The following is a 12,870-nucleotide window of genomic DNA, read 5'->3' on the forward strand; positions in this document are numbered from 1 at the left end:
GGCATTTTGGGGTTGCGGAGAACGTGGGTCAGCGGCGCCCGTAACCCGGTCGATCACCGTGCCGCGGTAACCCGCCGGTCCGGCCCGCGGAATTGCTGATCACGGCCATGTACGCAAGACCCGCACGATGAAACGCTCGATGACGGCGGGGTGGGATTATCGCAACCATTTCTCACCGCCCCGCCACTTGCCCCGCAACATACTCCGCATCCACGCCCACGCCGCCGACGATCGACGAGTAGTGCCCCGTCAGCCACGGCAGCCCGACCACGTAAAGGCCCGGACATTCGGTGACGCCGCGGACTTGTCGCGGGTAGCTCCACGCGTCCAAAACAGGAATGTCCACAAAACCAAGGTCGAGCTTGTAGCCGGTGGCCCAGAGCACCGAGGTGATGTTTTCGGCGGCTAGGTTGACCCGCGCCGGTGAGGCAACAGGTAGCCAGTCGTCCGCCGGTGCCGGCTGCTGTTCGGGCGCGTCGATTCCCGCGCTGGCGATGTAGGCGTCGAGCGCCCGCCCCATGCGCTGGCCGAACCCGGCCTCGACTGTTGCCAAGCGTTCGGGGAGGTCGTCCGTGAAGGTGAGTTCGCCGTCGTCGGCTGCTTCCAGATGGCCGTGCAGCCGGATGCCTTGGCGGCCGAGTTCGCGGAGGTGGATGTCGTGGCCGCCGTCGGTGCCGGAGAGCAGGGGGTTGCAGGCGAACCGTGCCGCGGGGGAGGGCAGCTGCCCGACCGTCAGGGCGTTGACCCCGTACTCGGGCCCGTAGATTCCGGCTTGCAGGATCCAATAAATGGTGTCGTGCCCGCGATACCGGCGCGGCGCCTCCGGACACATCGACACTGCCAGATGCACCTCACGCCCGGCGGCAAGCAGGTCTTCCGCGATCTGCCCGCCTGACTGCCCGGTCCCGACAATCAGCACGGCGCCGTCGGGCAGTTGTTCCGGATTGCGATAGTCGTGCGTGTGAAGCTGCAGGACGCTCCCGGGAAGCCCGGCGGCCAGCGCCGGGATCTTCGGTATTTGATACGCGCCGGTCGCCAGCACTACATTGCGTGCCCGCCAGCCGCCGTCGGACGTTTCGACGCTGAAGCCGCCATCCGACGTCGAGATCCGCGTGACGTCGGTGCCGGTCCGGACCGGGGCGTCGATCCTCCGCGCATAGTCGCGGAAATAGTTCACGGCGTCGTCACGCGCCATGAACGCCTCCGGCTCCGGCCCCGTATACGGCATGCCCGGCAAGTCCAGTGAGAAGTTCGGGGTGTTCAGCACGAACGCATCCCAGCGATCCTGCCACGCGCCACCCAGCGCGGCTCGCCGTTCAAGGACCAAGTGCTCGACGCCGGCCCGGCTGAGGAAGTAGCTCGTGGCCAGTCCCGCTTGGCCTCCACCGACAACGAGCGTGTCGATTTCGAGGGGGCGGTTTTGATGCGCGGCTCTGTTCTTTTGTGCGGCCCTGGGCTGTTCAGTCTCCATGAGCGGTCCTTCCGGTCCCTTGGCAGAACTTTACGCCCGGAGATTCGGGTGCGGGAGGTGGACAGCACTGTGGGCCGCGTGGTTGCGTGGAACCGGCGCACGAACTTGATGCGATCCTCCGGAATCAGTCCTAGAGTGTTGGCCATGGCTATCGCACGCTTCCCCGTCGTCGTACTCGACTGCCCTGACCCCAAGGCCCTGGCTGAGTTTTACAGCGCCCTTCTTGAGTGGAAAATCGAGCGGAACGACGACGACTGGTGGTCCGTCCGCGCCGAGTACGGCGATTCGCTGGCCTTCCAGAAAGTCGACTCCTACAGGGCGCCACAGTGGCCCGGCCAGGAGGTTCCGCAGCAGATGCACCTCGACGTCGTGGTCGATGACCTCGACACCGCTGAGGCAGCCGTGCTCGAACTCGGCGCGACCAAGCACGAAAACCAGCCGGGAACGACGTTCCGTGTGTTCCTTGATCCGGCCGGTCATCCTTTGTGCCTCTGCCTGGACTGATTGAGCATCGGTCAGGATCGGAGAAGCGGTCAGTGGGGCCTCGGCATAAAGTCGAAATCACAAAGCAACCCACTCACTAAAGGACCTGTCATGACCGCCATCGAATCAGTCACCCTCGAAGTTCCTGACCCCGCGGCTGCCACCGCTTTCTACGACGCCGCCTTCGGATTGGGCCCGCGTGTGCGCGTGCGGGCCTCCGATGCTCCTACTGACGGCTTCCGCGGGTTCACGCTGTCGCTCGTAGTGTCACAGCCGTCCACCGTTAGCAGCCTCATCGATTCCGCTGTGGAAGCCGGTGCCACGACGCTCAAGCCAGTGGCGAAGTCCTTGTGGGGCTACGGCGGCGTCGTTCAGGCTCCGGATGGCGCGATCTGGAAGGTCGCGACGTCGGCGAAGAAGGACAGCGGTCCGGCCACCCGGGAGGTCGACAAGATCGTGCTCCTGATGGCAGTCGCGGACGTTGCCGCGAGCAAACGGTTCTACGGCGAGCGGGGCCTCGCCGTCGGGAAGAGCTTCGGAAAGTACGTTGAGTTCGCCATGCCGTCGAGTCCCGTCCAGCTCGGGCTTTACGCGCGCCGCGCCCTCGCCAAGGACGCCGGTGTCTCTCCCGACGGCACCGGCTCGCACCGACTCGCGATCGGCAGCGCAGCCGGCCCGTTCACCGACCCGGACGGGTTCGCGTGGGAGGCCGCCTCAGCGTGAGGCGGGCTCGACGTCTCGGCGCCCGGCGCGGATTCCGCCGTCGGGCGTTACCGCGAGTTCCATCGGAACCAGCGGATTCCGATGAAGGCGAACACGACGACGTATCCCACGCAGGCCAAGAGCGAATAGGTGTCCTGACCGCCCCAGGCAGACTGGTTCAAGACATCCGAGAAGAGTGCCAGGAGGGCTCCGACGGGGGACCAGCCCGAGATGGTTTGCATCGCGTCCCCGAGGATGCCGCTTCCTCCGAGGAGGCCGAGGAGCAGGAGGAAGATCATGAGCAGCCGGCCGATCGCGCTGACGGCGTTGGTGGACTGAACCAAGCCGACCAGGGCTTGTCCGATGGCCAGGAACATAGCCGCTCCGAGGACCGCAATGGTGATGACCAAGAGGTATTGGCCGATGTTGAGCGTGAGCCCGTGAACGATGGCGCCGACGATGACGACAATGATGGACGCGAGCAGGTTCGTGGCTATTTGGACGACAAGGCGGCTGGTCATGATCATCCAGTTGGGCGCCGGGGTGACGCGGAGCCTTTGCAGCACACCGATCTCACGGTCGTGGGCCAGGGCCAAGGTGAATCCGAGCAGGCACGAGGTGAGTAGTCCAAGGGTCAACGCCAATCCGATGAGGAGGTTTGACCCTCCGAGCCGCGATTGTGATTTGCCAAAGCTTGTGACCACAAGGATGACGACCGGCAGCAGGGCGCTCAAAACAAGTGAAGTCTTACTGTTGAGCATCACAATTGAGTCCGCGCGAAGCAACGAACCCATGGCGAGGCCGCGGGGTGGGCGGACAGTGGCGACGCTGGTGTTAGTCACGGATCTCACTCCCAGTCAGTCCGATGAACACGTCTTCCAAGGTCGGTGCGCCGTGGGCGACCGAAAGCACCCGCGGATCGTCCCTGTGTTTGTCGATCAATTCCGACGGCTTGCCGATGGTGAGCAGTACCCCGTGATCGATGATCGCGACCCGGTCACACACGGCCTGAGCCTCCTCCATCGAGTGCGTGGTCAGAAGAATGCTGTTGCCTTCGCCACGGAGTTCCTCGATGCGACGCCATAGTCCACGGCGTGACTGGGGGTCCAGTCCGGCGGTCGGTTCGTCCAGCAAGAGCAGGAGGGGGTTGTGAATCGTGGCAATGAACAGTGCAAGCCGCTGCTGCTGCCCACCCGACAACTGTTTGAACCTTTTGCCCAGTTCTTCTTCAAGCCCTATGGAACGCATGCTCGTGCCGATTTGCTTGCGCGAGAGTTGTACTCCGTAAAGCCCGCCGTAGAGCTTCGCGATCTGTTGAATAGTCAGTTCGGCCTGGAAACTGGAGGACTGCAATTGCACCCCGAGCCGCGCTTTCGCGTCCAGGGGCTCTTCTTGAACGTCGATTCCGTCCACCAGCAGCCGCCCGGATTTCGGCGTAACCAACCCTTCGATGGCGCTGAGTGTGCTCGTCTTCCCCGCACCGTTCGGGCCTAGCAGTCCGAAGATCTCACCGCGGTGAATCTGAAAACTCACGCCGTCGACGACGGTCCGCGCACCATACGCGACGTGCAAGTCGCTGATGTCCAAAACCGGCCGTTGTGCCGGCACATTCACTTCACTCATCGAGCCGCATCCCCCTTAGGGTGGCCAAGCGGCCCCAGGGCAGGGCGCCGTTGCGATGAGTCTATATCCGGGAACCTGATGTTTTCGTGAGAGCGGGGAGTGCCCCTAAATAACCCGATCCGCACGTTCCCAATGGTCCCGGAGCAACGCGGCAAGGCGCTCGGGTTCGATCCGGTGCGGGGGATCGAAGTGGTGGCGGTCCGGGAAGACTTCGAGGCGGAAGTCCGGGAACACCGTGGACAGCCGCTCGGCAACCTCGCCATAGTCGTCCGGATTGCTCAGTCCGCCAAGGGCGAAGAACACTGGCCGATCGAACGCAGCCAGTCGCGCCCTGTCCAGATCGTAAATCGTGAAGTCCCGCAGAAACGCCCTGATCCCCGCCGGGCGCTTGGCCATCCACGGGGGCGGTCCGCCCTCGGGCGGTGGCGGAAGGACGACGTCGGGCTTCACTCCCAGCCTCATGAATGCGGCCATGAACTGATCAGGCGGCAGCGTTTCCAGGGCTTCATATTCCTTCCAGAGTTGGGTGTGCGCCGGACTCCAGTCCCAACTGCCGGCCCAGGCGGGCTCCAGGAGCGTGAGACTGAGCAGTCGCTGTGGATGCTTGGCGGTGAATGCCAAGGACGCTGCCCCGCCTCCCGAATAACCGAGCAGGTGGAACGTTTCCCAGCCGCGGGCGTCGGCCTCGCGAAGCACACCGTCGATTTCGGTGTCCAAGCTCCAGCCCGGCGGCGGCTCATCGCCGTCGTACAGTTCCAGGTCTTTCGCGACGGCGTCGACGTCGGGACCCAGCGCTTCGATCAGCGCACCGTAGGCGGGTTGGGCGGGAAGGACGCTCCCGGGAACGAGGATTACTCGAATCGGCTCCATGGCGGAACTCTACGCCGGTTGGTGCGCGAAGGGAGGGGGTGAGAAGGGCTATTTTCCGGGCGAGAGGACAGGGATGCCGGCGTCAACCGCAGCGGCGAGAAGCTCGCCGTCGTACGCGATCATCAGATCAGCCTGGAGCCTGATCGCTGTTGCCAGATGGATCGCATCCGCGCTCCGCAGGCGGCCCGGAAGGGCGGCCGCATACATTAGGTCGGAGCGGGCAGCATCGACCAGATTGATACCGCTCAGCACGGTATTGACTGGTTCTGCGCCCAGTCCCCGCCGCCGTGCCGCGCAGATCTTCCAACATGTCCGAGGTGCTCATCTCGCTCTTGATGCGGGGCACAAGCCTGAAATCCACGGGACTCTCAGCGGCAGGGTGGATGCCGCCTGACTGCAGCAGCCGTTCGAACGGCGAAGAGTGGCCGGGATTGTGGCATGGCGAGGCATCGGCGCAGAGCACAGGAGGGGCCCTCGGCGGCGCGCGGCAGATGAAGGTTTTTGACAAATAGTGGCCATCCGCCCAAAGGCCTGTATGCTTGTAGCTGTTGTTGTGTTTGGCATTTGGTAGTTCAGGCAGTTCCCGCGGTTCATCAACCGCGACCTTCTGAAGTAACGGTGGAGAACACCCCACACCGGAGGCCCGACAGTCGGGACAACCTCCACCTTCAGTAAGGAAACTGAAAAAATGGCTACAGGTATCGTCAAGTGGTTCAACTCCGAAAAGGGCTTCGGCTTCATCTCCCCGGAAGATGGCAGCCAGGACGTTTTCGCTCACTACTCTGCAATTAACTCGGGCGGCTACCGCTCCCTCGAAGAGAACCAGAAGGTTTCCTTCGATGTCGAGCAGGGCCCCAAGGGTCCCCAGGCAGTAAACATCCAGGCTCTCTAAGCTTCGGATCTCAAAAAGCAGGGCCGGTCATTGACCGGCCCTGCTTTTTTGTGCCCATTTCCGGGTTGAGTGACTACTTCGCGACAGGCAAATTGCCCGGGGATGCGCTCGGCCCCTGCCGACACCTGGATCCAGGTGTCGGCAGGGATTTGGCGTGTCGTCCAGCTTTTGCTGTAGCGCTCGGCCCTGGGTTTGGTCATGTCCCTCCATGGACCGTCTTCGCCCGGAGGTGTGGGATTCTGCTCAATCACTCGAATGGACAAATTGCCGGGCCCGCAAAATCACGGGACCGGCAACTTCGGCGAAGAGAGTGATCCAGCAGAATCCGACTGTGTCCCTAGGTTGTCCTGGGTAACCCCTATTCGCAGGCTATGCCGTCGCCATCCCTGTCCAGGGCGGGCCGGTAGCCTGGCTGCCCCCGATAGATCGGTGCGGCGCCGGCCGCCCGGGCGGCCGTACAGTTCGCGTAGTAAACCGACGACGGCGCCACGGGCGGCGCGACCGGCTGTGCCTGCCTGGCCTGGGCTTGGTCTTGTTGTGCCTTCACTGCAGCAGCATCGGCGTCAGCCTTTGCCTGGGCAGCCTGAGCTGCCGCTGCCTGAGCTGCTGCGGCATCGGCAGCCGCTTTGTCGGATGCAGCCTTGTCTGCCGCCGCCTTCGCCGCCGCAGCGGTTGCTGCCGCACGTGCATCCGTCACTCGCTTGGACTCTGAGCTTTCCATCCAGAGGAGGACTCCCGTGTCCGACTTGGTGCAAATGAACTGCTTGGGTGGATAGCTCTCTGTTGCGCTCTCCGTCACGCAGGACGCAGATTTTGGCGCAGTCGGCGTCGGTGTCGGCGTCGGCGTTGGGGTGGGAGTCGCCGAAGCCGAAGCCGAAGCCGATTGGGTGGCGCCGGCCTGCGAAATTGTTGAGCCAGCTCCGCCGCATGCGGCAAGGGAGAGCGCTGCGGCAGTTGAGGTGACGATGGCAAAGACCTTGAAGCTGGCCTTGCGAGATTTCAAAAAGTCGTGCGACGCGTGCTTTATTTCCCCGTTGTTTTTTGGCGCGCGAGTATTCATTTATTGCCCCCAATGATTCAGTTTTCGACGTGAATGTCAGCAGATCCTAGCATCTGAAATGCGAGAAAAGAAGAAGTTGTCCACATGGACGAGGAAGCCTCTTGACTGCGACCTCATGAGCGCGACGCAAAATCGAGATTAGAAAATATGTTCGATCATGAAAAAGAAGATTCGAATAAATATCCACATGCGCGAGGTTCGGTCTAGAGGCGGCCACGAAACCCCCGTAGCGTCGAAAGCAACAGACCACCACCAGGAGAGCCATGGAGAAACCATTGCCAAACCCGAGATCCTTGGACGCCGGGGAAACACTGAGTTTTCGCTTGCGCACACGGAGATGCGGAACAAAACCCCACGTCGGCACACGTAGACGCCTCCTCGCGCACACTGAGTTTCGCCAAAACCACACGTAGATGGAGGTTTCGGACTTTACGGTTTCCCTTGGAACGAGGTTCGTCAGCGCACCCGGGGGGATTCCGCGGGAGTACTTGGGAGTCCGCCTGCCAACGCCCGGCTTTGGGCAGGAGACAGTTGAATCGTCTGGACCTCGCACCACTTAGGGCCCGGAGAGTGCTGAATCAGCGCATCAGAGAAAGTTGGATCGCGAGTGTTCGATCAGGAAGTTCGGCGAACGCTGGACTACGTTGCTCGCGGAATGATGGTTCGAATTGTCGGTGCACCTGGCAGCGGCCGCACGAGCGTCGCGCAAAAGGCTATCGCCGATCTGGAAAACACCGGAGCAACGGTTTACTCCATTTCGGGACTCCGCTCACATCGCGGAATACCATTTGGTGGAATACATAGCCTGAGCCTGGATATTCGAATAGGCCAATTGGGAGTTCTAGGTGTGGCTGACACCCTCGCAAGCCGACTCTCGAGGCCAGGTGAGCGCGTGCTCGTGGTCGATGACCTCGAGTTCGTCGACACGGAGACTGTAGCGGTTCTGGACGCCGTCCGGCGCCGGACGAAACGGCCCATGATCGTCACCATGAGCGAGTCTTCCATCTACTCGATGGCACAGCCTGCGGTGCTCAGCCCCGGCCCGGAAGCCAGGGTTCACCTGAATCCGCTTCGCTACGAGCAGGTGAACGAGCTCCTCACCGAGATTCTGGGAGCTCCTGCGGACGCCGACACCACTGCGCGGATCCTGACGAAATCGGCGGGGAACCCCCGGCTTGTGGTTCGCATCGCGGAGACTGCTTCCCTCGCTGGCTTGATTGTCCTTCGACATCGTCAATGGCACATGACAGGCGACACCCTGTGGAACGAGCACCTTCACGGCACGGTGGAATCCCTCCTCGAAGGACTTGAACCCGACGAACTCAATGGCCTTCAGGCCATGGCCATCGCCGGGACGACGCCCCTCGATGTACTGCAACAGGTAGTCCATTCCGACGTTCTCGACAGGCTCGAACAGCGCGGCCTCATTTCCGTCACGGAAGATCTCCACAACACCGTTTGTGCTTCGATCACCCCGCCGGTCCTGGCCGACTATTTCCGCGGTCAAAGGGTATTCACAAGCAGGCGCGTCCTGAAGAGTCGAATAACACGAGCCCTCAGCGGTTTGCCGCAGGAGTCCCGCATCGACCTCAACTCAGCCGATTCGTTGATGAGGGTCCTGGCCGCGCTGCGCCTTGAACGGAGCTCCGACGATGCGGCCACGGCACGCCATTTTCACGAGCAGATCTCCGTCCTGGAGCGCCAGCGCTACGAGCTGTGGGATGGCGACCGATCGGTGTCGAATGCGGTCGCACTCCTGGGCGTCTACTGGGGCTCGCCCATTGACGCATCGAGAATCGAGCGCGTGATCGCGCAGACGTTGACCTCCGAGGGAGAATCGTGCGATCTCCTGTTCCTGGCATTTACCAAAGCGCTTTGGGCGATCCATAAAGGCAAAGGACTGGATTCTGCAGCCGGCGCCCTCAGGAGCTTCGGGAAGGAACGTCCCAAATGGTCCGCCGAAGCCGAAGCGGCGGAGCTTTTCCTCGTGGCGTCCTATGACCGAATGCCGGAGAATCTCGATGAAATCTTCGCTCGGCTGCACGATCGTCACCCGGAAAGCGGTGTCATATCCAGCATCCGAGGCATCCTGGAACTCTACCGATTCAACCCTTCCGCCGCGCTCAGAGCCATCGACACTTCAGGCGGCTTAAGAGGCATCCCGGGAATCGAACCGTTCATCCGTGGAATGGCCTTGTTCAGCTCGGGACGGATCGAGGAAGCAATTGTCTTTGCGCTTGACCAGCGCGCAGAAGCCCGCCGCAACCTGGACCAATTCGGGATGGTTTCCAACACGTACGTGGCTGCCCAAGCCCTGATCTACCGCGGCTTTTTCGACGACGCCGAATACCTCATGGGCAGTGTCTTTGCCATGGGGCGCCCAGGTTTCCTGGTGGCTTCCCTCCACGATGCCATGCTCAGGCTCGCCGGGCTAAGGACGGCGACGTCCGCGATCTTGCCTGCGGCGACCCTTGCCACCCAGGCGAGGCGCGAAGCTGAAGACATCGGTCCACTCCCCGGAACCGCGAGAGGCGTGTACGAACTCGTCGCCGCGCGTCCGCTCATCCCCGCTGTATTCGACGGGAAGGCCGCGAAACTCATTGAACGGCAGCTCGAACGCGGCTATGTCCTCGAGGCGATCTATTCCGCACTGTTCTTCACGTGCCTGCTCCCGGGCCGAAAGGTTCTCGAACTCCTCCGGCAGACCCTGAAGGAGTATCCGTCCATTTCGCACGATCAGCTTTTGGCAATTGCCACGGCGGTGGTGGAGGACGACCACCAGATGCTCGGCGTGCTGCTCGAGCATTACGAGCCCGACGTCGATTTCTACCAGGTACGGATGCTGCTCCGCGGTGCTTTCAAGCGGTATGCATTCGTGGACGACACCATCGGCGCGGCAGCGATGGACCGGGCGTACTCCGTGTTCGCGACACGATTTCCCTCGGAGGATGAACCCGTCGCGTTTAGTTCCGGAAGCTACTCGCCCCTGACGGTCCGGGAAATTGAGATAGCAGCCCTGGCCGGTCATCGCTCCAATCCCGAGATCGCCGAGCATCTGGGAATAAGTATCCGGACCGTTGAAAGCCACATCTCCAACGCGCTGCGCAAGACAGGAAGCCCCTCTCGCACGGCCCTCTTTGACTTAGTCCGGGATTCGTCTCCGTTCCGCGAGAAGCGGCTTTCCGAGTGAGCCGCGCCTGGGCTTCGGTCTACAACGTTCCTCCTTCCTGTTTGAAGACGAAGGAATGTCTGATGGCCAGTTGCTCCGGAACCGTGTGCGAGATGAGGACAACTACCTTGTGCTGTGCCCACTCGCCGAGTTCGTCGATGAGGGCCTCGATCCCTCGAACGTCCATACCGTTGAAGGGCTCATCGATGGCGACTACAGGGGTTTCGGCGACAGTGCACATGAGCAGCCAGAGCTTCCGGATATTGCCCGTCGAAAGCATGGAGATGGGCTGTTCCGCCCAGTCCTCCAGTCCGTACCGGGCCAGTCGGGCGAGCCCGGCCTCCGGGCCAACCTGACGGCTACGGGCCGCAAGAGCCAGATGGTCGTGAACGGTCATGGACGGGTAGAGCGCCGGTGTCGTACGGCAGACGCTGCGCACGTGGCGCGCGTCGGGAGAGCCGGCGTCGATTCCGCAAAGGCGGACGCTTCCGGTCCATGGTTCGAGGAAGCCGCTGATGAGCTCCAGGAGAGTCGATTTCCCGCTGCCATTGCTGCCGGCCACCCGGTAGAGCCCCGGCTCGTTCATGCTGAGACTGATTCCTTCCAGGACGGGTGAGCCTTGCCGGTAGCCGGCGGTTACAGAATCAATTTCGAGCGAAGCCTCAAAAGTCGTTGGTGTAGGCATACGGCGGCTCCCAGGATCAAAAGGATGGAATAGCCCGACAACAGCACGGTGCTGAACTCAGGACTGACGACAAGAATGAGCGAGCAAGGAGAAATCAGGAGGAGTGTGAAAAGGCCGTCCATCACATCGTTGGATTTGGTGCCGTCCGTTGTGGTTGGCGGACGGGAGAGCGATTCCGCGACGACTCCGGACGCTGCGACGATCAAGCCCGCGAGGACAGTACCGGGAGCCGTAATGTCCAGGGCGAGAACCGCCCCTAGGAAAACAAATCCACCGATGGCGGCCCCCGCCATAACGTAAATCCCTACGAGCCGGACAACGATCGCGGCGGCGGAGAAGCCGTTCTCCCACGCAAAGCGGTAGTGGTACAGCTTCGCAGTGGGCCCGATCCGATAGAGCATCGGTTCCGTGACGCCCAAGCTCAAGAGCACGGCGACGCCGACCAAGGATTTGTGCATTTCCCCTATGCCGAGAGCCGAGTGCAGGGGGAGAGCGCCCCTCGCTCCCAGGAGAACGCCAACGACGGCGATCCAGGCGAGCACAATGGTGGTGATTACCGAGCCCTGTTTGCTGCTCAACAGATCAGTGACAACGAATTGCCCGAAGTTCGTCACGGCTCGTTGGCTGCCGCCCTGTCCGGTGCCGAGGGAAATCCTGCGGTAGCTCAGGCGGCGCCAAGCGCGGACGCCGAGGACGATCAATGTCCCGGAAGCGGCTGCCGCGAGCACGTACAACGCTGGAAGGAAGCGCGACGGGTCCTCGGCGAGTCCGTCGAGCCGGGAGAGCTGGGGCAGGAGAAAGCCAGTGGCACCTCCGAGCAACAACCCGAGGATGAGAGCCAAGAGGCAATACTGCCAATGGAGGCCTATTCGTCGTGCAGGAGTAGAAGCGAAATGGAGAACGCAGAAGGCGCACGCACAGGAGGCGAGAGCCAGAACGGAGACCGAAGCCACCACGACGTTGAGGTAGTTCGATGTTTCCTCGAAAAAGACCAAGAGGAATACCGCAGCCGAATACCAAAGTATTCCTGTCCGGCGGAGTGCCGGGATCAGACCGTATCTCACCACAACCTGCGGGAGGGGAAGTTCCATCGTCCGGAAGAGCTCCAAATGCGGCGCGCCGGATACTGCCAGTCGTCGACCGGAAACTACCTCGGTGAGCACTGTCGCCACAGCGGAGTAGAGGATTGCAAGGAATCCCCAATTAAGTACAGCGGAAGTGTCATGGCGGAGCGGGCCGTCGCGGAGAACAGACATCGTGGACGCGAACGCCATAGTTCCAAGCAGGCCCAAGGCTATCGATCCGAAGATCACGAGGGCCCTGAAGCCATCCAGCGTGAGCGGCAAACGCATCGCGTTGACGATTTCGAATGCCCGGAAGTCCCGCAGGATTCGGTAATCGGACTGCCTGACCGACGCGGCAGTGACTCCGGCGTTCGAGACCTGGCCCACGACGTCGGCGCGAGAGGCTTTGGTCCTCATCAGCGCCTAGAACTTGCTCCGCGGACTCTTCTTCTGGACTGAGTCCATGAAGGCCACAATGGTGAGGACCGCGAGTCCGAGCGCACAGACGGCGGCGAGGGCCGACGTCGTTCCCTGGAACGGGACAACTATCACCGGGCTGAGGACCGCTGCGTTGGCAAAACCGGCGACGGCGAAAACGGCCGCTTTGAGCGGTAGCCATTTCCCGGCCGGGCTGAAAGCCGCAATCAGGGGTGCTGCCACTCCGAAGACGAGAAGTACGGTGACCGTTGTGTTCTTCAGGACGAGCGGATCAATATTGTTGAGGCTTTCCGGCGCAGGAGAGGCCCAAATCAGGCCGAGGGAAATGCAGGAGAATGCAGCGACCAAGAGGCCCACGATTCGTAGAAGAAGGCTGTAAAGCTGAGTAGTCATTGAGGTTTTCTGTCCGTGGG

At 62.0% G+C, this 12,870-nt stretch carries 13 protein-coding genes; 4 read left to right on the top strand and 9 right to left on the bottom strand.

Going from position 1 to position 12,870, the window contains the following annotated elements; translation table 11 throughout:
* Positions 1 to 172: 172 nt before the first annotated feature.
* Positions 173 to 1,471: a flavin-containing monooxygenase gene (locus LFT47_RS05550; RefSeq protein WP_236816038.1), complete on the bottom strand. Its 1,299-nt coding sequence runs from the start codon at positions 1,469 to 1,471 to the stop codon at positions 173 to 175.
* A 144-nt stretch (positions 1,472 to 1,615) separates the two neighbouring features.
* Here LFT47_RS05550 and LFT47_RS05555 point away from each other — a divergent pair, with 144 nt between their 5' ends.
* Positions 1,616 to 1,975 (top strand): VOC family protein, encoded by a 360-nt coding sequence (locus tag LFT47_RS05555; protein WP_236816040.1) that lies wholly within the window; start codon positions 1,616 to 1,618, stop codon positions 1,973 to 1,975.
* A gap of 90 nt (positions 1,976 to 2,065) precedes the next feature.
* Positions 2,066 to 2,677, top strand: a complete 612-nt coding sequence (locus tag LFT47_RS05560) for a glyoxalase (RefSeq protein WP_236816042.1) — start codon at positions 2,066 to 2,068, stop codon at positions 2,675 to 2,677.
* 47 nt (positions 2,678 to 2,724) lie between these two features.
* On the opposite strand, the gene LFT47_RS05565 is transcribed toward LFT47_RS05560, so the two are convergent.
* The 4 genes from LFT47_RS05565 to LFT47_RS05580 form a co-directional block, all read right to left on the bottom strand.
* Complete coding sequence (locus tag LFT47_RS05565; RefSeq protein ID WP_236816046.1) at positions 2,725 to 3,498, bottom strand: ABC transporter permease; 774 nt, start codon at positions 3,496 to 3,498, stop codon at positions 2,725 to 2,727.
* Positions 3,491 to 4,279, bottom strand: coding sequence for an ABC transporter ATP-binding protein (locus LFT47_RS05570; protein WP_236816047.1), 789 nt, complete (start codon positions 4,277 to 4,279; stop codon positions 3,491 to 3,493). Before LFT47_RS05570 ends, LFT47_RS05565 begins: the two co-directional genes overlap by 8 nt.
* Before the next feature lie 105 nt (positions 4,280 to 4,384).
* Positions 4,385 to 5,149, bottom strand: coding sequence for an alpha/beta fold hydrolase (locus LFT47_RS05575; protein ID WP_236816049.1), 765 nt, complete (start codon positions 5,147 to 5,149; stop codon positions 4,385 to 4,387).
* A 48-nt stretch (positions 5,150 to 5,197) separates the two neighbouring features.
* Positions 5,198 to 5,401: a hypothetical protein gene (locus tag LFT47_RS05580; protein ID WP_236816051.1), complete on the bottom strand. Its 204-nt coding sequence runs from the start codon at positions 5,399 to 5,401 to the stop codon at positions 5,198 to 5,200.
* Between the two features lie 436 nt (positions 5,402 to 5,837).
* Between LFT47_RS05580 and cspE the strand changes: the two genes are divergently transcribed.
* Positions 5,838 to 6,041 carry a transcription antiterminator/RNA stability regulator CspE gene (cspE, locus tag LFT47_RS05585; protein ID WP_028266315.1) on the top strand — a complete coding sequence of 68 codons (204 nt, stop codon included), beginning with the start codon at positions 5,838 to 5,840 and terminating at the stop codon, positions 6,039 to 6,041.
* A 358-nt stretch (positions 6,042 to 6,399) separates the two neighbouring features.
* Here the strand turns inward: cspE and LFT47_RS05590 are convergent, their stop codons facing one another.
* Positions 6,400 to 7,044: an excalibur calcium-binding domain-containing protein gene (locus LFT47_RS05590; RefSeq protein ID WP_236816053.1), complete on the bottom strand. Its 645-nt coding sequence runs from the start codon at positions 7,042 to 7,044 to the stop codon at positions 6,400 to 6,402.
* Between the two features lie 904 nt (positions 7,045 to 7,948).
* On the opposite strand from LFT47_RS05590, the gene LFT47_RS05595 reads away from it, so the two are divergent.
* Positions 7,949 to 10,291: a helix-turn-helix transcriptional regulator gene (locus tag LFT47_RS05595; RefSeq protein ID WP_236816054.1), complete on the top strand. Its 2,343-nt coding sequence runs from the start codon at positions 7,949 to 7,951 to the stop codon at positions 10,289 to 10,291.
* A 19-nt stretch (positions 10,292 to 10,310) separates the two neighbouring features.
* Here the strand turns inward: LFT47_RS05595 and LFT47_RS05600 are convergent, their stop codons facing one another.
* The 3 genes from LFT47_RS05600 to LFT47_RS05610 are packed head-to-tail and all read right to left on the bottom strand — an operon-like array spanning position 10,311 to position 12,850.
* Positions 10,311 to 10,955, bottom strand: a complete 645-nt coding sequence (locus LFT47_RS05600) for an ABC transporter ATP-binding protein (RefSeq protein WP_236816055.1) — start codon at positions 10,953 to 10,955, stop codon at positions 10,311 to 10,313.
* Complete coding sequence (locus tag LFT47_RS05605; protein WP_236816056.1) at positions 10,907 to 12,436, bottom strand: hypothetical protein; 1,530 nt, start codon at positions 12,434 to 12,436, stop codon at positions 10,907 to 10,909. Before LFT47_RS05605 ends, LFT47_RS05600 begins: the two co-directional genes overlap by 49 nt.
* A 6-nt stretch (positions 12,437 to 12,442) precedes the next feature.
* Positions 12,443 to 12,850 carry a hypothetical protein gene (locus LFT47_RS05610; RefSeq protein ID WP_236816057.1) on the bottom strand — a complete coding sequence of 136 codons (408 nt, stop codon included), beginning with the start codon at positions 12,848 to 12,850 and terminating at the stop codon, positions 12,443 to 12,445.
* Positions 12,851 to 12,870: the final 20 nt, after the last annotated feature.

It is taken from the genome of Arthrobacter sp. FW306-2-2C-D06B (assembly GCF_021789175.1).
Lineage (GTDB): Bacteria > Actinomycetota > Actinomycetes > Actinomycetales > Micrococcaceae > Arthrobacter.

What these genes read in the sequence shown, in the direction of transcription:
- LFT47_RS05605 (WP_236816056.1), bottom strand. Translation starts at nt 12,436, where the DNA reads ATGAGGACCAAAGCCTCTCGCGCCGACGTCGTGGGCCAGGTCTCGAAC.
- LFT47_RS05550 (WP_236816038.1), bottom strand. Translation starts at nt 1,471, where the DNA reads ATGGAGACTGAACAGCCCAGGGCCGCACAAAAGAACAGAGCCGCGCAT.
- LFT47_RS05570 (WP_236816047.1), bottom strand. Translation starts at nt 4,279, where the DNA reads ATGAGTGAAGTGAATGTGCCGGCACAACGGCCGGTTTTGGACATCAGC.
- LFT47_RS05555 (WP_236816040.1), top strand. Translation starts at nt 1,616, where the DNA reads ATGGCTATCGCACGCTTCCCCGTCGTCGTACTCGACTGCCCTGACCCC.
- LFT47_RS05610 (WP_236816057.1), bottom strand. Translation starts at nt 12,850, where the DNA reads ATGACTACTCAGCTTTACAGCCTTCTTCTACGAATCGTGGGCCTCTTG.
- cspE (WP_028266315.1), top strand. Translation starts at nt 5,838, where the DNA reads ATGGCTACAGGTATCGTCAAGTGGTTCAACTCCGAAAAGGGCTTCGGC.
- LFT47_RS05600 (WP_236816055.1), bottom strand. Translation starts at nt 10,955, where the DNA reads ATGCCTACACCAACGACTTTTGAGGCTTCGCTCGAAATTGATTCTGTA.
- LFT47_RS05575 (WP_236816049.1), bottom strand. Translation starts at nt 5,149, where the DNA reads ATGGAGCCGATTCGAGTAATCCTCGTTCCCGGGAGCGTCCTTCCCGCC.
- LFT47_RS05560 (WP_236816042.1), top strand. Translation starts at nt 2,066, where the DNA reads ATGACCGCCATCGAATCAGTCACCCTCGAAGTTCCTGACCCCGCGGCT.